The organism is Micromonospora sp. NPDC047467 (genome assembly GCF_040643095.1).
Classification (GTDB): Bacteria; Actinomycetota; Actinomycetes; order Mycobacteriales; family Micromonosporaceae; genus Micromonospora.
Window position 1 is genome coordinate 948,930 of sequence record NZ_JBEYTO010000002.1, and the last position, 21,447, is coordinate 970,376.

The 21,447-nt window shown below is 73.0% G+C and carries 16 protein-coding genes; 9 read left to right on the plus strand and 7 right to left on the minus strand.

Annotation, left to right across the window (positions count from 1 at the left end; translation table 11 throughout):
* Window positions 1-121 precede the first annotated feature (121 nt).
* The 4 genes from ABZ780_RS08645 to ABZ780_RS08660 all read right to left on the minus strand — a co-directional run bounded on the left by ABZ780_RS08645 (window position 122) and on the right by ABZ780_RS08660 (window position 3,085).
* The gene (locus ABZ780_RS08645) at window positions 122-631 is read right to left on the minus strand and encodes a GNAT family N-acetyltransferase (protein WP_357485281.1); all 510 of its coding nucleotides are present in this window, start codon (window positions 629-631) and stop codon (window positions 122-124) included.
* Window positions 628-1,557 (minus strand): ribonuclease Z, encoded by a 930-nt coding sequence (locus ABZ780_RS08650; RefSeq protein WP_357008917.1) that lies wholly within the window; start codon window positions 1,555-1,557, stop codon window positions 628-630. The genes ABZ780_RS08645 and ABZ780_RS08650 overlap by 4 nt, the downstream gene beginning before the upstream one ends.
* A gap of 370 nt (window positions 1,558-1,927) precedes the next feature.
* Window positions 1,928-2,590 (minus strand): peptide-methionine (S)-S-oxide reductase MsrA, encoded by a 663-nt coding sequence (gene msrA, locus ABZ780_RS08655; RefSeq protein ID WP_357485284.1) that lies wholly within the window; start codon window positions 2,588-2,590, stop codon window positions 1,928-1,930.
* 84 nt (window positions 2,591-2,674) lie between these two features.
* On the minus strand, window positions 2,675-3,085 hold the full coding sequence (locus ABZ780_RS08660) for an HIT family protein (RefSeq protein ID WP_357485286.1): 411 nt from the start codon (window positions 3,083-3,085) through the stop codon (window positions 2,675-2,677).
* A 145-nt stretch (window positions 3,086-3,230) separates the two neighbouring features.
* On the opposite strand from ABZ780_RS08660, the gene ABZ780_RS08665 reads away from it, so the two are divergent.
* The 3 genes from ABZ780_RS08665 to ilvA all read left to right on the plus strand — a co-directional run bounded on the left by ABZ780_RS08665 (window position 3,231) and on the right by ilvA (window position 7,190).
* Window positions 3,231-4,373 carry a cystathionine gamma-synthase gene (locus tag ABZ780_RS08665; protein WP_357485289.1) on the plus strand — a complete coding sequence of 381 codons (1,143 nt, stop codon included), beginning with the start codon at window positions 3,231-3,233 and terminating at the stop codon, window positions 4,371-4,373.
* A gap of 12 nt (window positions 4,374-4,385) precedes the next feature.
* Entirely contained in the window at window positions 4,386-5,795 is a 1,410-nt protein-coding gene (locus ABZ780_RS08670) for an amidase (RefSeq protein WP_357008906.1), read from the plus strand.
* 174 nt (window positions 5,796-5,969) lie between these two features.
* Window positions 5,970-7,190, plus strand: coding sequence for a threonine ammonia-lyase (ilvA, locus tag ABZ780_RS08675; protein WP_357485290.1), 1,221 nt, complete (start codon window positions 5,970-5,972; stop codon window positions 7,188-7,190).
* 56 nt (window positions 7,191-7,246) lie between these two features.
* Here the strand turns inward: ilvA and greA are convergent, their stop codons facing one another.
* Window positions 7,247-7,744, minus strand: a complete 498-nt coding sequence (gene greA / locus ABZ780_RS08680; protein ID WP_053655285.1) for a transcription elongation factor GreA — start codon at window positions 7,742-7,744, stop codon at window positions 7,247-7,249.
* Between the two features lie 156 nt (window positions 7,745-7,900).
* Window positions 7,901-8,341 (minus strand): DUF4307 domain-containing protein, encoded by a 441-nt coding sequence (locus ABZ780_RS08685; protein ID WP_357009554.1) that lies wholly within the window; start codon window positions 8,339-8,341, stop codon window positions 7,901-7,903.
* A 201-nt stretch (window positions 8,342-8,542) separates the two neighbouring features.
* Here ABZ780_RS08685 and mca point away from each other — a divergent pair, with 201 nt between their 5' ends.
* The 6 genes from mca (at window position 8,543) to purE (ending at window position 16,374) form a co-directional block, all read left to right on the plus strand.
* Window positions 8,543-9,424, plus strand: coding sequence for a mycothiol conjugate amidase Mca (mca, locus tag ABZ780_RS08690; RefSeq protein WP_357008900.1), 882 nt, complete (start codon window positions 8,543-8,545; stop codon window positions 9,422-9,424).
* A 48-nt stretch (window positions 9,425-9,472) separates the two neighbouring features.
* Window positions 9,473-9,766, plus strand: a complete 294-nt coding sequence (locus ABZ780_RS08695) for a hypothetical protein (RefSeq protein WP_357008895.1) — start codon at window positions 9,473-9,475, stop codon at window positions 9,764-9,766.
* 230 nt (window positions 9,767-9,996) lie between these two features.
* Entirely contained in the window at window positions 9,997-12,477 is a 2,481-nt protein-coding gene (locus ABZ780_RS08700) for a bifunctional diguanylate cyclase/phosphodiesterase (protein WP_357009551.1), read from the plus strand.
* Between the two features lie 40 nt (window positions 12,478-12,517).
* The gene (locus tag ABZ780_RS08705; protein WP_357485292.1) at window positions 12,518-14,554 is read left to right on the plus strand and encodes a thioredoxin domain-containing protein; all 2,037 of its coding nucleotides are present in this window, start codon (window positions 12,518-12,520) and stop codon (window positions 14,552-14,554) included.
* A gap of 129 nt (window positions 14,555-14,683) precedes the next feature.
* Window positions 14,684-15,859: a 5-(carboxyamino)imidazole ribonucleotide synthase gene (locus ABZ780_RS08710; protein ID WP_357008890.1), complete on the plus strand. Its 1,176-nt coding sequence runs from the start codon at window positions 14,684-14,686 to the stop codon at window positions 15,857-15,859.
* Between the two features lie 26 nt (window positions 15,860-15,885).
* Window positions 15,886-16,374 (plus strand): 5-(carboxyamino)imidazole ribonucleotide mutase, encoded by a 489-nt coding sequence (gene purE, locus ABZ780_RS08715; RefSeq protein WP_357009548.1) that lies wholly within the window; start codon window positions 15,886-15,888, stop codon window positions 16,372-16,374.
* A gap of 156 nt (window positions 16,375-16,530) precedes the next feature.
* Here purE and ABZ780_RS08720 read toward each other — a convergent pair whose 3' ends face one another.
* Window positions 16,531-21,426, minus strand: a complete 4,896-nt coding sequence (locus ABZ780_RS08720; RefSeq protein WP_357485293.1) for a permease — start codon at window positions 21,424-21,426, stop codon at window positions 16,531-16,533.
* Between the last annotated feature and the right edge of the window lie 21 nt (window positions 21,427-21,447).

Here is a 21,447-nt window from a genome sequence, read left to right on the forward strand (position 1 = left end):
GCACCACCGAGTGTCCGATTACCGGACACTCGGTGTTGCGTATGTTGAAGCAGAGCAAAGGGCGCTGAAGTAGGGGTGGGTGGGCGCGCCCCACGCACCGCACGAGCGCCGGGGCGGGGCGTCAGAGGAGGCGGGTGTAGCGCAGTTGGGGGGTCGGCGCAGCGCCGATGAACTCGTCGCGTTGCATTCCCGTCGGAGTCCAGCCGCCGCTCTCGTAGAAGGCGCGGGCGTGGGCGTTGTCCCGAAGCACCCAGAGCGCGGCGCGGCGCCAGCCCAGCGTGCGCATGGCGTCCAGGGCATCCACCATCAACAGGCGGCCGGTGCCCCGGCCCTGCTCGGCCGGGTCCAGGTGGATGGCGTTGAGCAGCCCTGTCGCCGGGTCGTCCTCGTCGTCCGGGCCCAGGTAGCTGAACCCCACCAGCGCCCCGGCCCGCTCCGCGACCGTCAGCCGGTGGGTGTCCCGCTCCCACCTCCACCGCTCGGCCCAGTACGCCCCCATCGCCTCGGCCGTCGGGTCGGCCAGCGCCTCGGCCGGAACGAACGAGGAGTAGGCGGCGACCCGGGAGCGCTGGTGCAGGGCGCCCACCCCCATCAGGTCATCACCGGTCGTGGGACGGAGCGTGACGGTCACCCGGCCGAGGCTACCCGGCGCGGCGGCACCTGCACGGTGCTCAGATCCTCGGCGATGATCAGATCCCCGTCGAAGTGCGCGCGGGCCTCGTCGTGGAACCGGCGCGGATCGGGGTAGCGCTGGGAGAAGTGCGTGAGCACCAGCCGGCGTACCCCGGACTCGGTGGCCACCCGCGCGGCCTGCGCCGCGGTCAGGTGGCCGACCTCGGCGGCGAGCGCGGCCTCCGACTCCAGGAAGGTCGACTCGATGACCAGCAGGTCGGCGTGCTCGGCGAGCGCGTAGACCCCGTCGCAGAGGCCGGTGTCCATCACGAAGGCGAACCGCTGCCCCGGCCGGGGCACGCTCACCTCGTCGCGGGTGACGCGACGCCCGTCGAGGTCCAGGTGCCCGACGCGGATCAGCTCACCGACGGCCGGCCCCGCGATGTCGTACGCGGCCAGCTTCTCCGGCAGCATCCGGCAGCCGTCCGGCTCGACCAGCCGATAGCCGTACGTCTCGATGGGGTGCCGCAGCCGGCGGGCCTCCAGCGTGCCGCAGCGCAGGGCGATCCGCTGCCCGTCGGCCTCGATCGGGGTGACGGCCAGCTCCGCCGTCTCGTAGAACGAGGTGGCGTGCCGCAGCCGGGCGAAGTATTCGGCGCCACCGGCCGGGAAGTGCACGGCGACCGGGTGGGCCACCCGGTCCAGGGAGAGCCGCTGGATGGTCCCGGGCAGGCCCAGGCAGTGGTCGCCGTGGAAGTGCGTTACGCAGATCCGGGTCAGGTCGGTGGCGGTGACCGTGGTGTGCAGCAGTTGACGCTGACTGCCCTCACCCGGGTCGAAGAGGATCACCTCGTCGTCCCAGCGCAGCACGTACCCGTTGTGGTTGCGCTGCCGGGTCGGCGCTTGGCTGGCCGTTCCCAGGACCACCAGCTCGCGCATCGACATCGCCGGTCCTCCGGATATGAAGCGACCCCCGGGGTGCTCCACGCTTGCGCGCGGGCCGGCTGGACTGAGGCCGGCACCCCGGGGGTCGGGTGGCTGTCGTGGATTCGCCGCACCGCTGCCACACGGTCTCGACGATGGTGCTGGTGCCCGCCTGTTGGCGAACCGATCACTGTCGAGGACAGCGGCTAGCGGACAGCCACCTCACGAGTCCGATTGCTATACAAGTCTGGACCACCTCCTTTCACGTGTACCTGCACGCTATCGAGTCCCCGCCGGGCTCGGCAACGGATTTCGATCACACGGCCAGACGGGAATGCCCGGCCACCTCGTGGGTGGCCGGGCATCGCGGTTTCGTGCAGGTGGTGACGGGTCAGCCGGCGGTACGGGCCACGCCGACCGGGCAGCTCAGTCCGTTCGGGCCGTGGTTGCAGTACCCGTTCGGGTTCTTCGTCGGGGCCAGGTACTGCTGGTGGTAGTCCTCGGCGAAGTAGTAGCTGCCGAGTGGGGCGATCTCGGTGGTGATCTCACCCTTGCCGGCGCGGGTCACGATCGGCTGGAAGGCGTCCCGGGACGACTCGGCGATGGCGCGCTGCTCGTCGGTGGTCGTGTAGATCGCCGACCGGTACTGGGTGCCCACGTCGTTGCCCTGGCGCATGCCCTGGGTCGGGTCGTGGTTCTCCCAGAAGACCTTCAACAGGTCCTCGTACGTGATCTTGCTGGGGTCGTACACCACCTGGACGACCTCGGCGTGCCCGGTCCGCCCGGAACACGTCTCCTCGTACGTCGGGTTCTTGGTGATGCCACCCGCATAGCCGGCGGAGGTGGTGAACACGCCGGGCAGCGTCCAGAACAGCCGCTCGGCACCCCAGAAACAGCCCATGCCGAAGACGGCGACCTGGAGCCCCTCGGGGAACGGGCCCTTGAGCGGCGTACCCAGCACCTCGTGCCGGTCGGCGACCGGCATGGCTATCGGGCGGCCCGGCAGGGCCTGCTCGGGCGAAATCATCTCGGCGTTCATACGGCGCAGGAACACGGTGGGACTCCTCTCGTACCTCTCCCAGCGTGTAACACCGGTGGGTCTTCCTTCCTTACCCGCGTGATTGTGACTCAGGCCCGCTCAGAGTGCGGCGGCGATCCGGTCGGCGTAGGTCTGGGCCTCGGCGTCGTCCTGGTAGCGGGTGCGGGGCCAGAAGAAGCCCCGCAGCCCGTCGCCCTTGGTCCGGGGCACCACGTGGGTGTGCAGGTGCGGGACGGACTGGGACACCTTGTTGTTCATCGCCACGAACGTCCCACCGGCGCCCAGTGCGGTCTCCACCGCCACCGCCAGCCGCCGAACCAGGGCGAAGTAGCCGGGCAGCAGGTCGGCCGGCAACTCGGCCAGGGTCACCAGGTGGACCCGAGGCACCACCAGCACGTGCCCCGCGAAGACCGGACGGGTGTCCAGGAACGCCACCCCGTCCGGCTCGTCGGCGACCCGAAACGCCGCAACCTCACCCGCCACGATCCCGCAGAACACACACCCGCTCATCCCTGCAGGCTATGCCGGCGCCCCCGCGTACATATCGATTGGTCTGTCCATTTGTCTGCCTGGATGCTGCGTGCGTAGCCAACCTGGTCGCCCGGCAGGGCAGGTTCCGTTCCAGCGCGTGGGACGGGGGCACTAGCCTCACAGAATGAACCACGGCTTTGAGACGCTCGCTATCCACGCCGGTCAGGACCCTGAGGCCCGCACTGGCGCGGTTATCCCACCGATTTACCAGACCAGCACCTATGCCCAGGACGCCGTCGGCGCGCCCCGGCTCGGTTACGAGTACAGCCGCTCCGGCAACCCCACCCGCGATGCCCTCCAGGAGTGCCTGGCCGCGCTGGAGGGTGGCCCGGTCGGGCTCGCCTTCGCCAGCGGCCTGGCGGCCGAGGACACCCTGCTGCGGGCTGTCTGCCAGCCGGGCGACCACGTGGTGATCCCGGACGACGCGTACGGCGGGACCTACCGGCTCTTCGCCCGTGTCGCCCAGCGTTGGGGGATCGAGTTCACCCCGGCCAAGGTCTCCGACCCGGCCGCCGTCCGCGCCGCCGTGCGGCCCGGCCAGACGAAGATCGTCTGGGTGGAGACGCCCACCAACCCGCTGCTCGGCATCGCCGACATCGCCGCCCTGGCGGGTGTGGCGCACGACGTCGACGCTCTGCTGGTGGTCGACAACACGTTCGCCTCGCCGTACCTCCAGCAGCCCATCGCGCACGGCGCCGACGTGGTGGTGCACTCCACCACCAAGTACATCGGCGGGCACTCCGACGTGGTGGGTGGCGCGCTCGTCGTCTCCGACGCCGCGCTCGGCGACGAGTTGCGCTACCACCAGAACGCCATGGGCGCGATCAACGGACCGTTCGACGCCTGGCTCACCCTGCGCGGCATCAAGACCCTCGGGGTACGCATGGACCGGCACTGCGACAACGCGGAGCGGCTGGCCGCGTACCTCGACGGGCACGCCAAGGTGGCCCAGGTGATCTACCCGGGGCTGCCCTCGCACCCCGGTCACGAGGTGGCCGCCAAGCAGATGCGCCGGTTCGGCGGCATGATCTCGTTCCGTGCGTCCGGCGGCGAGGACCACGCCGTGGAGATCTGCAACCGGGCCAAGCTCTTCGTGCTCGCGGAGTCGCTCGGCGGCGTGGAATCCCTGATCGAGCACCCGGGTCGGATGACACACGCAAGTGCTGCCGGCTCGCCGCTTGAAGTTCCCGGGGATCTCGTGCGACTGTCTGTCGGCATCGAGACGGTCGACGACCTGCTCGCCGATCTGGAGCAGGCACTGGGCTGACCGCTGGGGAGGATGGCCGTGCAGGACATCATGGCGACCTGGGTCGGGGCGACTGCCAAGCAGATCGCCCGGGGCGTACGCCGAGGTGACGTCTCGGCCACACAGGTCGTCGCCGACCACCTCGAGTACATCGCCTCCGCCGACCGCGATCTGGCGGCGTTCCGCGCCGTTCGCGGCGGCGAGGCGATCACCGAGGCGGAGAAGGTCGACGAGCAGGAGGACCTGGCCAACCTGCCGCTGGCCGGGGTGCCGGTGGCGGTCAAGGAGAACACCCCGGTCGCCGGCCTGCCCACCTGGAACGGGTCGCCCGCAGCGCGTACCGAGGTCGCGGAGGCCGACCACGAGGTGGTTCGCCGGCTCCGCGGTGCCGGGGCCGTGATCCTGGGCGTGACCCGGATGCCGGAGCTGGGCCTGTGGGCGCTCACCGACGACGACAGCGCGGTGACGCGTAACCCGTGGGACAGCACGCGTACCCCCGGGGGCTCCTCCGGTGGCGCCGCCGCGGCGGTGGCGGCCGGGCTGGTGCCGATCGCGCACGGCAACGACGGCCTCGGGTCGATCCGGATCCCGGCGGCCTGCTGCGGCCTGGTCGGGCTCAAGCCCGGCCGGGGCGTGGTGCCCTGCCAGCTCGGCGCCGACGACTGGTTCGGCCTCACCGAGCACGGGATGCTCACCAGCACTGTCGCGGACGCGGCGGTCGGCTTCTCGGTGCTTGCGGGTCGGCGTCCGGAGAAGCTGGTCCCGCCGCAGCGGCTGCGGGTGGGCGTCTCGCTGCGCTCCCCGGTGCGCGGCGTCTCGCCGGACGCGCCCAACCGGGACGCCGTCGCCGTCGCCGGCCGGCTGCTCGCCGCCGCCGGGCACGACACAGTGCCGGCCGACCCGGTCTACCCCACCGCGCTGGGCCTGCAGGGCATCGCCACCTGGTTCGCCGCCGCCGCCACCGACGTTCGGGCCTCCGGATTGGACCGGCGTGGCCTGCAACGGCGTACCCGTCGGCACGTCGCGCTTGGCGAATGGGCGCAGCGTCGGGGGTACGTCCGGGAAGCCGACCGGACCGCCTGGCGGCAGCGGTCGATCGACTTCTTCACCGACCACTCGGTCGACCTGCTGCTCACGCCCGCGTTGGCCAGCGCCCCGCCGGAGGCCGGGCGCTGGTCCGAGCGGTCCTGGCGGTCGAACATGTCGGCCAGCATCCGGTACGCCCCGTACGCCGCTCCGTGGAACATCGCCGGCCTCCCGGCGGTCGTGGTGCCGGTCGGCCGCCGCCCGGACGGTCTGCCGGTCGGCGTGCAGATCGTCGGTCCACCCGGTTCGGAGCTGCTGCTGCTCGGTGTGGCCGGCCAGTTCGAGATGGCCGCCCCCTGGTCACGGCACGCGCCCGGCTATCCCCGCGTCGGCACGGGGTCGCCGGCCGCCGCGTGATCGTCGCTGGTCCTGCTGATCCAGCGGATGATCCACTCCGGATCGCGGATATCGCGCCAACGGGGCGAGGTTGATACCCCCAGATCGGGGATGTCGAGTGGATCTATCGGGGTGGGAGCCTCTCGACCCGGTGTCGGCGCAGAGGGCCGCCGGCCCGGATGGCACGATCGGGGCATGACGGAACTGGTCGGCCTCGACGACGTACGGGCCGCGCGGGAACTGCTCGCCGACGTCGTGCGGGTCACCCCGCTGGAGCCCTCGCGGCCGCTGAGCGCGGCGCTGGGCGGGCCGACCTGGCTCAAGTGCGAGAACGTCCAACGCGCCGGCTCCTACAAGGTGCGCGGCGCGTACGTGCGGATCTCCCGGCTGTCGGCGGCGGAGCGGGAACGCGGCGTGGTGGCGGCGAGCGCCGGCAACCACGCCCAGGGTGTCGCGCTGGCCGCCGGTCTGGTCGGCACGCACGCGACGGTCTTCATGCCGGTCAACGCGCCGCTGCCGAAGGTCGCCGCCACCAAGGGGTACGGCGCGCAGGTGGAGTTGGCCGGCAACACCGTCGACGAGTCGCTGGTGGCCGCGCAGACGTACGCCGAGCGCACCGGCGCGGTGCTCATCCACCCGTTCGACCACCCGGACGTGATCGCCGGCCAGGGCACGGTGGCGCTGGAGATCCTCGAACAGTGCCCCGAGGTGCGGACGATCATCACCGGTGTGGGCGGCGGTGGTCTGATCTCCGGCATGGCAGTCGCCGCCAAGGCGCTGCGACCGGACGTCCGCATCATCGGTGTGCAGGCGGCCGGCGCGGCGGCGTTCCCGCCCTCGCTGGTGGCGGGGGAGCCGGTTCGGCTGCCCACGTTCGCCACCATCGCGGACGGCATCGCGGTCGGGCGCCCGGGGGAGATCACCTTCAACCATGTCCGCAAGCTTGTCGACGAGATCGTCACCGTCTCCGAGGAGGACATCTCCCGGGCGCTGCTGATGCTGCTGGAGCGGGGTAAGCAGGTCGTCGAGCCGGCCGGCGCGGTCGGTGTGGCCGCGCTGCTGGCCGGTGTGGTGCAGGTCGAGACGCCGGTGGTCGCGGTGCTGTCCGGCGGCAACATCGACCCGCTGCTCATGATGCGGGTGATCGAGCACGGCCTGGCCGCCGCGGGCCGCTATCTGCGGGTCACGGTGCGGTGCTCCGACCGGCCCGGACAGCTCGCCTCGCTGCTCAGCCAGATCGCCGAGCACCGGGCCAACGTGGTGGACGTGGAGCACCAGCGGGCCAACCCCCACCTGGGCCTCGGCGAGGTGGAGGTGGCGCTGTCGGTGGAGACCCGTGGAGTGGAGCACTCGGACACGCTGATCAGCGCGCTGCGGGCCAGCGGTTACCAGGTGGTCTTCGCCGCCGAGGGGTGACACGGCGGGTGCCACACCTCGGCGGCGGTACGCCTCAGACGGCCGGGGGCCGGTGCTCAGCCGGAGAACGGCTCGAAGCTGACCACGGTCACCTTGATGTCGGCGCCGCTCGGTGCCGTGTAGGTGCAGGTCTGCCCGGGACGGCCGCCCAGGATCGCCTTGCCGAGCGCGGACTCGGGGCTGTAGACGGTCAGATCGGTGGTGGCGGCGATCTCCCGGGAGCCGAGCAGGAAGGTCTCGGTGTCGTCGGTGTCGTCGTCGAAGTAGATCGTCACGACCATGCCGGGCGACACCGCGTCCGTCGTCGGCGCCTCGCCAACCTTGGCGGTGCGCAGCAGCTCCTGCAGGTAGCGGATGCGCCCCTCAGCCTTGCCCTGCTCCTCGCGGGCGGCGTGGTAGCCACCGTTCTCCCGCAGGTCGCCCTCCTCGCGCCGGGCATTGATCTCGGCCGCGATCGCCGGGCGGTTGGCGATGTGCTCGTCGAGCTCGGCCTGGAGGCGGTCGTACGCGTCCTGGGACAGCCAGGTGGCGGGCGCCTCGTTGCCAGTGGACACAGGCGGTCTCCTCAGATGTGCGTGGCTGGCTGACAGGTGAACTACCAAGTTACCAGTGCGGTACGACACAGCGTGTCGGCGATCATCACCGCTGTCCGGATCGGGCAACCGGTGGTAAGGGCGCTCGCGAGCTGCTCGCAGACGTGGTTGCGCAGCTCAGGCGGGCGGACGACAGCGCAGCACCTCGCCGATGAACGGCCGGGCGGTGGTGGTCAGGCGATGCCGGGTGGTGACGTGCCGATCGCCCGGGGCCGCGGTCACCGTGATCTGCTCGCGGGCGACCTCGGCACCGGCGCGGTCACGGGCACGCAGGACGCAGACCGCCGATCCGCCCGACGGCACGGTCACCCGGAAGTCGAGCAGCAGTTGGTTGTCCGTGATGTCGGTGTAGGTGATCACCTGGGCGCTGTAGTTCGGATCACCGTACTGCTGGTAGAGCCGCACGGAGATCAGACTCAGCGCGCCCGCCAGCACCAGCAGCGCCAGCGCGGCCAGCAGCGTACGACGGCGGCCTCCGCCGGGTGCCCGGCGGCGGCCGTAGCGCCCGGCCGGAAAAACCGGCGCGCCCGGTGAAATTGTGGCGTGCGTCTCGGTCACCGGCGGGTATCTCCTGGCGTTGTTGTCGGCGGCATCAGCAAGAATGACAGGGTCCATCCTCCCACCCGGCCCAACGGCCGCAATGGCAGGCCGGGTCGGGGCCGCAGCGCCGACCGGCGGCGGAGTGCGGAAGATCCCGGCAGGTCAGCCGGTCGATACCGGTCGGGTCCACCCGGTCGGCACAGACGAGGAGCGCCGAAGTTGGCAGAGCAACTGCGTCTCATGGCCGTTCACGCGCACCCGGACGACGAGTCGAGCAAGGGTGCGGCGACCATGGCGAAGTACGTCGCCCAGGGCGTCGACGTGCTGGTGGTGACGTGCACCGGCGGTGAGCGCGGCAGCGTGCTCAACCCCAAGCTCGACCGGCCCGACGTGTGGGCCAACATCGCGGACATCCGGCGCGCCGAGATGGACGCCGCGCGGGCGATCCTCGGCGTCGAGCAGGCCTGGCTCGGCTTCGTCGACTCCGGCCTGCCCGAGGGAGACCCGCTGCCCCCGCTGCCCGAGGGCTGCTTCGCCCTCCAGGACGTCGAGGTGGCCGCCGGCCCGCTGGTGCGGCTGATGCGCGAGTTCCGTCCGCACGTGGTGACCACGTACGACGAGGAGGGTGGCTACCCCCACCCCGACCACATCATGTGCCACAAGGTGAGCGTGGCCGCCTTCGAGGCCGCCGGCGACCCGAAGCGCTACCCGGAGCTGGGCGAGCCCTGGCAGCCGCTGAAGCTCTACTACGACATCGGCTTCTCCAGGGCCAAGATCATGGCCCTGCACGAGGCCATGCTCGCCACCGGCGGCGACTCTCCGTACCAAGAGTGGCTCAAGCGCTGGGACGAGCGACCCGACAAGGGCCCTCGGATCACGACCCGGGTGGAGTGCGGCGAATACTTCCCGGTCCGCGACGACGCGCTGCGCGCCCACGCCACCCAGGTCGACCCGGACGGCTTCTGGTTCCACGTGCCGATGGAGCTGCAGCAGCGTGCCTGGCCGACCGAGGATTTCGAGCTGGCCCGCACCGTGGTGGACAGCCCGTTGCCCGAGTCCGACCTCTTCGCCGGCGTGCGGGAGACGGCGCACGCGCGCTGATTTCCGCCGGGTCTACCCTGGTAACCAACCGCACATCGGAGGAACGCCATGCTGACCGCTGCCCAGGTGCTCGCGGAGAACAACTTCGGGGACACCCGCACGGGTGGTCTGGCCGGGCCGATGGGCCTCTTCCTCATCCTGCTGCTGGCCACCGCGACCATCCTCCTGATCCGCAACATGAACGCCCGCCTGCGCCGGCTGCCGGACCGGTTCCCGCAACAGGGGCGGCCTGCCGACCCGACCAGGGCGGACACGTCAGTCGTCGATCCGACAGATGGGACCGGAGCGCGTGATTCATCCACGCCCGCTCCCAACGGGCACCAGCAGCACCGGAACGGGTAGTCCGCGCATGATTCACGCCGAACCGGGTGGTCGGCCCCTGTTGCGACCACCCGGTTTGGCTTAGCCTTCCGCCGGGGGGACCAAAAGTCTCCGAGCCGTGCGCGGAAGGGGGCGCCGATGACCGACACAGCACCGGTGGCCCGTCGTCGCGTCGGTCGGCCGTCCAACGAGGGCGATCGATGACCTCCGGCCCGGCCGCCGACCCGTCCGACCGAGTCGGGGCGCGCCGCATGCCGGCCCGGCTGCTCGTGCTGACCGGCGCGGTGACGCTTACCGCTCTGGTCTCCGCCGCTGTCGGGTTGACCCTCCCGACCCGGCTGCCGGCCGACGATCCGCTCGGCGCTCCGGCCCGCTTCGGCATCGCCGTGGCCGTCCTCGCCGTCGCCCAACTCGCCCGACTGCGGTTCCGCGCGGGCGCGGGCATGGTCAGCATCAGTTGGGGCGAGGCGGCGCTGATCGTCTGCCTCTACCTCGCGCCGGCCGGCTGGCTGCCCGCAGCCACCCTGCTCGGTGCGGGCCTGGCCTGGACGGCGCTCTCGCTGTACAGCGACCACCGTCCACCACTGGAGATCGTCCGCATCGCCGCGTCGCTGGCCGCCGCGTCGGCGCTGGCGGTGTCCGTGACGACGGCCCTGGGGCAGCCGCTGCTCGCTCCGCCGACCCCGATGTTGGCGCTGGCCGTGATCGCCGGCTCGGTGACCTACCTGTTGGTGACCGCCTGGCTCGGTGGGGTCACCCTGGGTCTGCGGCACGGGCTGCCGATCGGGCCGCCGCTCCTCGCCGCGCTGCGCGGCAAGCTGCTGATGTTCGTGGGCAACGTGGCGGTCGGCCTGGTGGTCGTCGCGCTGCTGGAGCTGGACGCGCGCTGGTTGCTGCTGCTTCCGCCGCTGCTGTGGTTGCTCCAGCAGACCTACCGCTACCGGCTGCGCGCCGACCAGGAACGCCGGACGTGGCGGGCCTTCGCCGAGGCCACCGCGGCCCTCAACCAGCTCGACGAGAGGGGCGTGGCCAGCGCCGCGGTGAGCGGCGCGCTGACGCTGTTCAACGCCGAACTGGTCGACGTCGACGTGGCCCGGGCCGATGGCAGGTGGCGCCGGTACCGGGGCGACGCCGGCGGCCAACTGATCGACCGGGAGGTGAGCCCACCGGGCCGGTCGGAGGCCGACGAGCACGAGCTGATCCGTCCCCTGTCGGTGGGCGCCGCGCCGGTCGGCCGGTTGCGTGTCCGGTTCCCCCGATCCGCCCCGCCCACGACCCGGGAGCGCGACGCGGTGGCCGCGTTCGGCGATGCCCTCGCCGCCGCCCTGCACGACGCCGCGACGCACCGTGAGCTGCGACTGGTCACCGCCCGATCGTCGTACGAGGCGGTGCACGACCTGCTCACCGGGCTGGCCAACCGGACGGCGATGCTCGGCAAGGGCGACCAGTCGCTGCGGCAGCTCGCGCACGAGCACCCGGTGGCCCTGCTCCTGTTGGACATCAACCAGTTCAAGGAAGTCAACGACACCCTCGGGCACGCGGCCGGCGACCAGTTGCTGCGGCTGACCGCCAACCGGCTCAGCGCGTTGGCCCGCCCCGGCGATCTGCTCGCCCGGCTCGGCGGTGACGAGTTCGCGCTGCTGCTCACCTCGGTTCCTGTGCTGGGTGACCGGACCGCCCCGATGGCGTACGCGCTGCGGCAGGCCCGGGAGATCGCCGAGCGGCTGGCCGCGCCGACCGAGGTGGCCGGGGTGCGGATGTCGATCGAGGTATCCGTCGGTGTGGTGGTCGCCGACGCGGGCGCCGCCGACCTGACCGAGCTGCTGCGCCGGGCCGACATCGCGATGTACCAGGCGAAGGAGGGCGGCGGCAGCGTCGCCGCGTACGACAGCACCCGGGACGCGGCCAGCACCGACCAGCTCGCTCTGCTGGCCGAGCTGCGCGAGGCGCTGGAGGTCGACGACCAGCTCGTGCTGGCGTTGCAGCCGGCGGTCGACCTGGCCACCGGCGCGCCCACCGGTGTGGAGGCGTTGATCCGCTGGCAGCATCCCCGGCGGGGCTGGCTGAACCCGGTCGACTTCATCCGCCCGGTGGAGAACAGCGAGCAGCTCGGCACGTTCACCCGGTACGTGCTGAACAAGGCGCTCGCCGTGGCCGCCGGCTGGGCCCGCGAGGGGCTCGACGTCCCGATCTCGGTCAACCTGTCCGCGCGTAGCCTGCTCGACCCGCGCCTGCCGGCGGAGATCGCCGAGGCGTTGCGCCGGCATCAGGTGCCGCCGCACCGCCTGGTCCTGGAGATCACCGAGACGGTGGTGATGAGCGAGCTGGAGGTCATCGACGAGGTGCTGGCCACGCTCCGGTCGATGGGCGTGCAGCTCGCGGTGGACGACTTCGGCACCGGCTTCTCCTCGTTGACCTTCCTCACCCGGATCGCCGTGGACGAGTTGAAGGTGGACCGCTCGTTCGTGATCCGGATGGCCGATTCACCGGAGGCTGCGGCGATCGTGCGGACCACCGTGGGGCTCGCCCACGAGCTGGGGCTGCGCGTGGTCGCCGAGGGGGTGGAGACCGCCGAGCAGCGGCTGGCCCTGGCCGAGCTGGGCTGCACGTCCGCGCAGGGCTACCACTTCTTCAAGCCGATGCCGGCGGACAAGATCGGCGCGGTGCTGGGGTCGCTGCGCGACTCGGCGGAGTCGAACGTCTTCCGGCTCCGCGCCGACGGCGCCTCCTGACGGCCGGGCGCGGCCCGTCGGTGCTGGTTATGGTCGTCGGGTGAACCGACTCGCCAACGCCACCAGTCCATACCTTCTCCAGCACGCCGACAACCCGGTCGACTGGTGGCCGTGGTGCGACGAGGCGTTCGCCGAAGCGAAACGGCGCGACGTCCCGGTGCTCATCTCGGTGGGCTACGCCGCCTGCCACTGGTGCCACGTGATGGCGCACGAGTCGTTCGAGAACGAGCAGGTCGGCGCCCTGATGAACGACGACTTCGTGTCGATCAAGGTGGACCGCGAGGAGCGCCCGGACGTCGACGCGGTCTACATGACCGCCACCCAGGCGATGACCGGTCAGGGCGGCTGGCCGATGACCGTCTTCGCCGCCCCCGACGGCACCCCGTTCTTCTGCGGCACCTACTTCCCGCGCGCCAACTTCGTCCGGCTGCTCCAGTCGGTCGCCACCGCCTGGCGCGACCAGCGTGCGGAGGTGCTGCGCCAGGGTGCCGCAGTGGTCGAGGCGATCGGCGGCGCGCAGGCCGTGGGTGGCCCCACCGCGCCGCTGGACGCCCCGCTGCTCGACGCCGCGGCCGCCAACCTGGCCGGTGAGTACGACGGGACGAACGGCGGTTTCGGGGGCGCCCCGAAGTTTCCGCCGCACATGAACCTGCTCTTCCTGCTGCGCCACCACCAGCGCACCGGCGACCCGCGCAGCCTGGAGATCGCCCGGCACACCGGTGAGGCGATGGCGCGGGGCGGCATCTACGACCAGCTCGCCGGCGGCTTCGCCCGGTACTCGGTGGACGCGCACTGGACGGTGCCGCACTTCGAGAAGATGCTCTACGACAACGCGCTGCTGCTGCGGGTCTACACGCAGCTCTGGCGGCTGACCGGCGATCCGCTGGCCCGCCGGATCGCCCGGGACACCGCCCGGTTCCTCGCCGACGAGCTGCACCGGCCGGGGGAGGGGTTCGCGTCCGCGCTGGACGCCGACACGGAGGGCGTCGAGGGGCTCACCTACGCCTGGACGCCCGCCCAGCTCGTCGAGGTGCTCGGCGAGGAGGACGGCCGTTGGGCCGCCGACCTGTTCGCCGTGACCGAGGAGGGAACCTTCGAGCACGGCATGAGCGTGCTGCGGCTCGCCCGGGACGTCGACGATGCCGCGCCCGAGGTCCGCGCCCGCTGGCAGCAGGTGGTGGGGCAGCTGCTCGCCGCCCGGGACGCGCGTCCCCAGCCGGCCCGTGACGACAAGGTGGTGGCCGCGTGGAACGGCCTGGCGATCACCGCCATCGCCGAGTTCCAGCAGGTCGCCGCCCTGTACGCGTCGCCGCAGGACAAGGACGCCAACCTGATGGACGGCGTGACCATCGTCGCCGACGGCGCGATGCGCGACGCCGCCGAGCACCTGGCGACCGTGCACCTGGTGGACGGCCGGCTGCGCCGGGTCTCCCGCGACGGCAAGGTCGGCGAGCCGGTCGGGGTGCTGGAGGACTACGGCTGCGTGGCCGAGGCGTTCTGCGCGCTGCACCAGCTCACCGGCGAGGGCCGCTGGCTCACCCTGGCCGGCGGGCTGCTGGACACCGCGCTGGAGCACTTCGCCGCGTCCGGCGGCGCCTACTACGACACCGCTGACGATGCGGAGCAGCTGGTCACCCGCCCGGCCGACCCGACCGACAACGCCACCCCGTCGGGCCGGTCGGCGCTGGTGGCCGGGCTGGTGGCGTACGCCGCGCTGACCGGCGAGACGCGGTACCGGGAGGCCGCCGAGGCGGCGCTGGCCACCGTGGCCCCGCTCGTCGGGCGGCACGCCCGGTTCACCGGGTACGCGGCCACGGTCGGTGAGGCGCTGCTGTCCGGGCCGTACGAGATCGCCGTGGTGACCGACGACCCGGCCGGCGATCCGCTGGTGGCCGCGGCCCGCCGGCACGCCCCGCCCGGGGCGGTGGTGGTCGCCGGGGCCCCGGACCAGCCGGGGGTGCCGCTGCTCGCCGACCGGCCGCTGGTCGACGGGCGGTCTGCGGCGTACGTCTGCCGGGGTTTCGTCTGCCAACGGCCGGTCACCTCCGTCGAGGAGCTGGTCGCCCAGCTCGCCTGAGCGCAACGGCCGACGTAGCGCCCGGTAGTTGCCCGCGACCCGGGCCCGGTGGTGGTCGGCGCCTCGCGAAAGCGTGGGCGCCGGCCCTCCGGGTGGGCCCGCCGACGGCCCGGATAGGCTGGCCGCGCTATGGATTCCCGTACCGGACTGCCTGTTGTCGGCATGGTGGGTGGCGGCCAGTTGGCCCGGATGACCCACCAGGCCGCGATCGCCCTCGGCCAGTCACTGCGTGTGCTCGCTACCGCCCCGGAGGACGGTGCGGCGCTTGTCGCCGCCGACGTCCAGTACGGCGATCACACCGACCTGGCCGCCCTGCGTACCTTCGCCAAGGGCTGCGACGTGGTCACCTTCGACCACGAGCACGTGCCCACCGGGCACATCCGCACTCTGGCGGCGGAAGGGGCGACCCTGTACCCGCCGGCGGACGCGTTGCTGCACGCCCAGGACAAGCAGGTCATGCGGGAACGCCTCACCGAGCTGGGTGCGCCCAACCCGGCGTGGCGGCCGGTCGGTCAACCCGCGGACCTGGTCGGCTTCGGTGAGCAGGTCGGCTGGCCGGTGGTGCTCAAGGCAGCCCGGGGCGGCTATGACGGCCGGGGCGTCTGGATGGTCGACGACGCCGCGCAGGCCACCGAGCTGGCAGAGATGCTGCTCGCCGGCGGCACCCCGCTGATCGTCGAGGAACGGGTGCCGCTGCGCCGGGAGTTGGCCGTGCAGGTGGCCCGGTCGCCGTTCGGCCAGGTGGCCGCGTACCCGGTGGTCGAAACGGTCCAGCGGGACGGCATCAACGTGGAGGTGCTGGCCCCGGCGCCCGGCCTGGACGAAGAGCTTGCCGTCGCCGCCCAGCAGCTCGCCATCGACCTGGCCACCGCGCTCGGCGTGGTCGGCCTGCTCGCCGTCGAACTCTTCGAGGTGCGTGACGAGGCCGGACGGCCGGCGATCGTGGTCAACGAGCTGGCGATGCGGCCGCACAACTCGGGGCACTGGACCATCGAGGGCGCCCGGACCTCCCAGTTCGAGCAGCACCTGCGGGCGGTGCTGGACTACCCGATGGGCGACACCGCGCTGACCGCGCCGGTGGTGGTGATGGCGAACGTGCTCGGCGGCGAGCCGGGCGGAATGTCGATCGACGAGCGGCTGCACCACCTCTTCGCCGCCGAGCCGGGCGCGAAGGTGCACCTCTACGGCAAGCAGGTCCGGCCCGGCCGCAAGGTGGGGCACGTCACCGTGCTCGGTGACGACCTGGACGACGTACGGGCGCGGGCCGCGCGGGCCGCGCGTTGGCTGCGCGAGGGGCACGAGTGAGCCACATGAACGATGAGGGGGTCGGTGTGAGCACGGTCGGGCTGATCATGGGCAGTGACTCGGACTGGCCGACCATGCGGGCCGCGGCCGAGGTGCTGGACGAATTCGGTGTGTCGTACGAGGTCCGGGTGATCTCGGCGCACCGGACCCCGGTCGCGATGATCGAGTACGGCCAGGACGCCGCCGACCGGGGCCTCAAGGTGATCATCGCGGGTGCGGGCGGGGCAGCCGCCCTGCCGGGCATGGTGGCCTCGGTGACGCCGCTGCCGGTGATCGGCGTGCCGGTGCCGTTGAAGCACCTCGACGGCATGGATTCGCTGCTGTCCATCGTGCAGATGCCGGCGGGCATCCCGGTCGCCACCGTGTCGATCGGCAACGCCCGCAACGCCGGTTTGCTGGCCGTACGAATCCTCGGTGCCAGCGACGAGCCCCTGCGCGCCCGAATGACGACCTACCAGCAGAACCTGGACCAGCTCATCAAAACCAAGGACGCCGCCCTCCAAGAAACCCTGTAACCGCCCCCACCCCCAGGCGATCTTGCACTTTCGGTCACCGATAGGGGCAGATGTGCCCCTTTAGTCCGGGCAGGAAGTGCAAGATCGCGGGGGAGGGGACGGGCGGACCCGGCACGCTCACCGTGCCCACTCACTCACGCCGCTTGTTCCTCAGATTCATCTCATGGAGCGCAGGGCGGTCTGTAGGCGTTCCTGGGCGCGGCGGCGGCGTTCGTTGCTGGCGCCGAGGACGAGCAGCAGGAAGCCCACGGGGATCAGCGCCAGCCACGGGCCGAAGCTGAACAGCGCGTGGATCGCGGTGATCGCGGTGACCGACGCGCCGACGATCACCGGTGCCTGCTGCTGGCTGGACGATCCGAAGATCAGCACCGCCACCGCGCCGAGTAGCAGCAGCATCTGCCGCAGCGTGCTGGTGTCGGTGGCCAGCACGATCGCCAGTGTCGGCACGAACGCGGCGACCAGCGCCGGCCCGTACGCCACCCAACTGCTCATGTCCGGACGGTGGCGCAACTCCAGCACCCCGACCAGCAGGGCCAGAACGGCGAAGGGCAGCGTGTACGCCTCGGGCAGCGCCACGTCGGCGACGCGCATCAGGATCCACCAGGCGGTGATCTCGCAGAACACCACCGCCCAGAAGAGGATGCGGCGCTCCACCGGCCGGCGACCGGGCCGGGTGGCCGCCACGCCGAGGACCGCGCCCCATGCGGCCAGCAGGGCGGCGATGTGGCGGGGCGAGTCGAAGGCGAGGGCCAGCGCGATCAGTGCCGCCGCGTACCCGCTCCACTCCACCGTGGACGCTTCGCGCTGAGCCTCGGGGCGGCGCAGCCGGGGCAGGGTCGCGGCGAGCACCTGGAGGACCGCGCCGACGGCGAGGACGCCGAACGCGGACCAGACCGGGGCCAGCCCGGCGACCAGGCCGGCGGTGAGTACGAAGAGCTGCGCCATCAGCGATGCGAAGAGCCAGCCGAGGATGCGCGCCCGCTGTGTGATGCCGAACAGCGCCGCCACCGCGCCCACACCGACGGCGCTGCCGAGGGTGAACAGGGTCAGCTGCCGATCGGCCAGGCTGCCGGCGAGCCCGGCGCTGCCGCCGGCCAGCCCGATGACGAACACCAGCACCCGGGCCAGCCGCAGCGAACGGGCCGGCTCGACGAGCGCGGGCGGTGGGGTCAGCGCGAGGCCGAGTATCGCGATGGTGAAGACGGCGAGCGCGGCGACGGTGCTCGCGGGCCAGCCCCGGCCCAGCGCGATGGGTGCGATCAGCAGTGTGACGGCCGCGCCGGGCAGCACCACCGGCACGGCACGGGACCGCCGCCCGCCGCTGAACCCTGTGGCGGCCAGCGCGGCGGTCGCGGTGAGCAGCAGAGCGGTAAGCACGTGGGTCGGGTTGACCACGTCTGACGGTGGGGTGAGCAGCTCTGGGGGCGGGCCCTGCCAGATCCGGGTCAACGTGCGGTGCGGCTCGACGAGGGCGGTGTACAGGGCGGGCCCGATCGACACGAGTGCCAGGACGGTCGGCAGGGCGGCTGCGGCGAGGGCGCCGGCGGACGGGCTGACCCGCCACTGCCGCCGTTCCGGGTCGTCCGGCAACCGTCGCAGCGCACCGTCGAGGAGCACGGCCCACCGCCGGACCGGCTGGGCCGAGTCGGTGGGCGGCGCGGTCGCCGCCCGGACCAGTTCGGCGAGGACGCCGAGCAGGGCGGCGGCGGCCGCGTAGACCCCGGCGGGGAGGCCGGTGGGGATGGCGGCGAGGGCGCTGATGGTGGCACCACCGACCACTGCCACGCTGACCCAGGGCAAATACTGCGGCACGTGCCGGCGAACGGCGGCCACGGCCGCGAGACCGAGGCTGGACGCGGCCAGCGCGGCGGTCAGCACCACCTGCGCCGAGTGCTGGAACTCGACGGCCAGCGCCGCCACCGCGCCGGGCAGGGCCAGCAGCGCGGCCCCGGCGGCCGCACCGCCGATCTGGGCCAGGTGCGGTGGCATCCCCTCGGACTCCAGGTCGGTCACCTGCGGCCCGGCCAGTACGCGGGCCACCGCGGCCACGACCACGCCGATCAGCGCGATGCTGCCCAGCGCCAACGCGGTGGTCCACGGGCGGACCAGGCCGGCGCCGGCCGCGTGCAGCGCGACCACCCCGGCGACGGTGGCCCGGGACAGCCCGGCGCGGGCCTCCTCGGTGGCCACCGAGGCCATCCCGAACACGGTGGCGACCATGCCGCCGATCAGCACCGGCGACCACCAGGGCAGGTCGAACGCGGCCGGGGCACCGATCGTGGCGAGCACGACGGCCGCGCCGGACACGTCCCACCGCCAGGGTGGCGGCAGCAGGATGCCGGCGGCGACGGCCAGCAACAGCAGCGCGATCGGGGCCTGCCAGGTCGACCCGCCGGTCGGCGCGGCCGGCCAACCGCTCAGGTCGCCGTCCCAGATCGGGCCGGGCGTGGCCAGCACGCCCACCCCGCCGCGCAGCGCCGACCAACCGGCGAGCACACCGATGAGTACGCCGCCGACGGTGATGCCGAGGATCGGCCCGCGCCGCCACTCCTCGGGCATGGCACGGGCACCCACGGCGACCACCAGCACGAGGCCGGCGGCCACCGCCAGTTGCCCGCCGGGGGCGAGGACCGCGCCGATGCGGACCATCGTGGCGATCAGCGCGGTGGTGACCGCCGCGGCGGCCAGGTCGGAGCCGTCCAGGGTGAGGTCGGATCGGCGGCCGGCGTCGATCGAGGGCGCCAGGTAGAGCAGCACCGCGGCGACCAACAGGAGCGCGCCGACCCAGGCGTCGGCGACGGTCGCCCCCGGGGCTCCGAAGGCGGCGGCGGTGACCACCAGCGCGCCCAGCCCGGTGCCGACCGACAGGGGCGCCGGGATGCGCCGCTGGGAGACCTGCACCATGGCGGCGTACCCGAGGGTCACGCAGACCGCCAGGAAGCTCGCCGCCAGCACCGGGACGGTCACCTCGCGGAGGCTGGCCGAGTTGGGCGTCGGGTCGACGGATGCGGTGGCGGCCACGAACGCGGCCACCGCGCCGGGCAGCGCGAACGCGGCGCCACCGGCGGCCCAGTCGGTGACCGTGTCGGCGGCGGCGGACGCGATCCGGACGCGGGGGGCCAGCGCGACCAGCGCGGTCGCCGCGAAGATGGTGAGCAGGACGGCAGCCGTGAGCGCTGGTCTGGACAGGCCCGCCCCGACGCCGAAGAGGCCCACCACGGCGGCGCCGACGGCGTGTGCCAACGCGGCCCGGGAGGTCCGCGCGGAGAGGCCGATCACCCCGATGCCGATCGCGGTGAGCACCATCGGCCAGGGTGCCGCCGCCCAGCCGAGGCCGAACGAGGCCGGTACGGCGAGCGCGGTCAGCGCGGCTCCCGCGACGGCGAACTCACGGCGGATGTCCGGTGGCAGTGCCAGCACCGCGGCGATGGTGAGCAGGAACGCGGCGGCGGCGAGTTGCCAGGTGTTCGGGCCGACGGCGGCGGCCAGTTCGGCCGCGTACCCGTCGAGGTCGGCGCCCCACGCGGGCAGCGCCGCCCGGACCGGGGCGACGCCGGCGCGCAGCGCGCCCCCGGCGACCACTATCCCGCTGACGGTCAGCGCGACCGCCGACGCGACCTGCGGGCCACGCCGGGCGGCCTCGGGGACCGCGCGTACCGCCAGCCCGGTCACCGTGATGACCGCGGCGATCAGCAGCAACGACTGGCCGGGCAGGGCCACGGAGGCGATCCGGCCGAGGGCGCCGATCACGGCCAGGGTGAGGATGCCGGCCCCGACGTCGGGCAGCGGTGGGCGGCGCAGCACCAGCGCGCCGGCCAACCCGACCGCCGCGGCCAGCACCAGCACCAGCCCCGCGCTGGTCGCCGTCGGCACGGTCTGCGCCCGGAGCAGGGCCGTGACCGCGTACGCCAGGGCGACGGCGACCGCCACCGCGTGCAGCGACCAGGTCAGCTCGCGCACCCCGGGCACCGGACGGGCCGGCGAGGGTTGGGCGGTCCCCACGCCGGCGTCGATCAGTTCGCCGGCCTCCTCCGGGTCGCCCTCCGGCCGGCCCTCCGCGTCGCGTTGGCGGGGCGGGGCCGGGGTGCTCGGCTCCGGCAGGTCCTGCCGGACGGGCCGCTCCACCATCAGCCCGGAGCGGGCCAGCCAGAGGTCGAGGAGGGCGACCAGGGTCACCACCAGGGCCCAGCCACCCGGCCCCGTGAGCCAGTCGTACGCGAGCAGCGGCAGCACCGGCTGTGCGGCGAGCACGGTGGCGAAGCGGGGTGCCCGCAGACCGGTCCACGCGGCGTACCCGACCGAAACGGCGGCGGTGCCGGTGAAGATCAGACCGGCGAAGATCGCGCCGGAGGTGCCGCCGTCGCCGATCCGGTCCACCGCCCAGAGGGCGTACCCGGCCAGTGGCACGAGCAGCAGACCCACCGCGGCGATCGTCTCCGCGGTCGAGGTGAGCCCACGCCGGGCCAGCGCCGGTGGGGCGAGCAGCATCAGCACGGTGGCGAGCAGCAGGACACCGAGGCGGGCCAGCGCGTCCATCGAGCTGGTCGCCACTGCGGCGAAGACCACGGCGGCCACGCCGAGCAGCAATGCACCCAGGCCGAGGGGGATGTTCTGCACCTCCCGGGAGGACGCCTCCGGGGGGTGCTCCGGGTCGTCGGCGTCCAGCCAGGTCGGCGGGGGAGGCGGCGGTGGCGGGTCCTCCGGCGCGGCTGGGGTGCCCTGGCGGGGGACCCGCGGCGGGGCGCCAGTGGTGGCCGTCGGCGGGCGGCGACCGGGGCGGCGGCGCAGCACCCGGCGAGGGCGCGTGGCCTGCTTGAGTCGTTCCTCCCCGGCGTGGGCGAGGATGTCCCGCTGGAAGAGGGCGGCCTGCATCTTGGCGGCGATCTGCCGCTGCTCGCGGGCGATGGCGGCGTCGCGCGCCTTCATCTCCGCGATCGAGCGCTCGATGTTGGCCAGGTGCTCGGACCACTGTGGCTGGTCGGCACCGCAGTGCGGGCAGCGGACGGCCGGCTTGATCTCCCGGCCGCACGAGGAGCATTGAAAGGTCGCCACGACACCCCTCCACCCGCACTG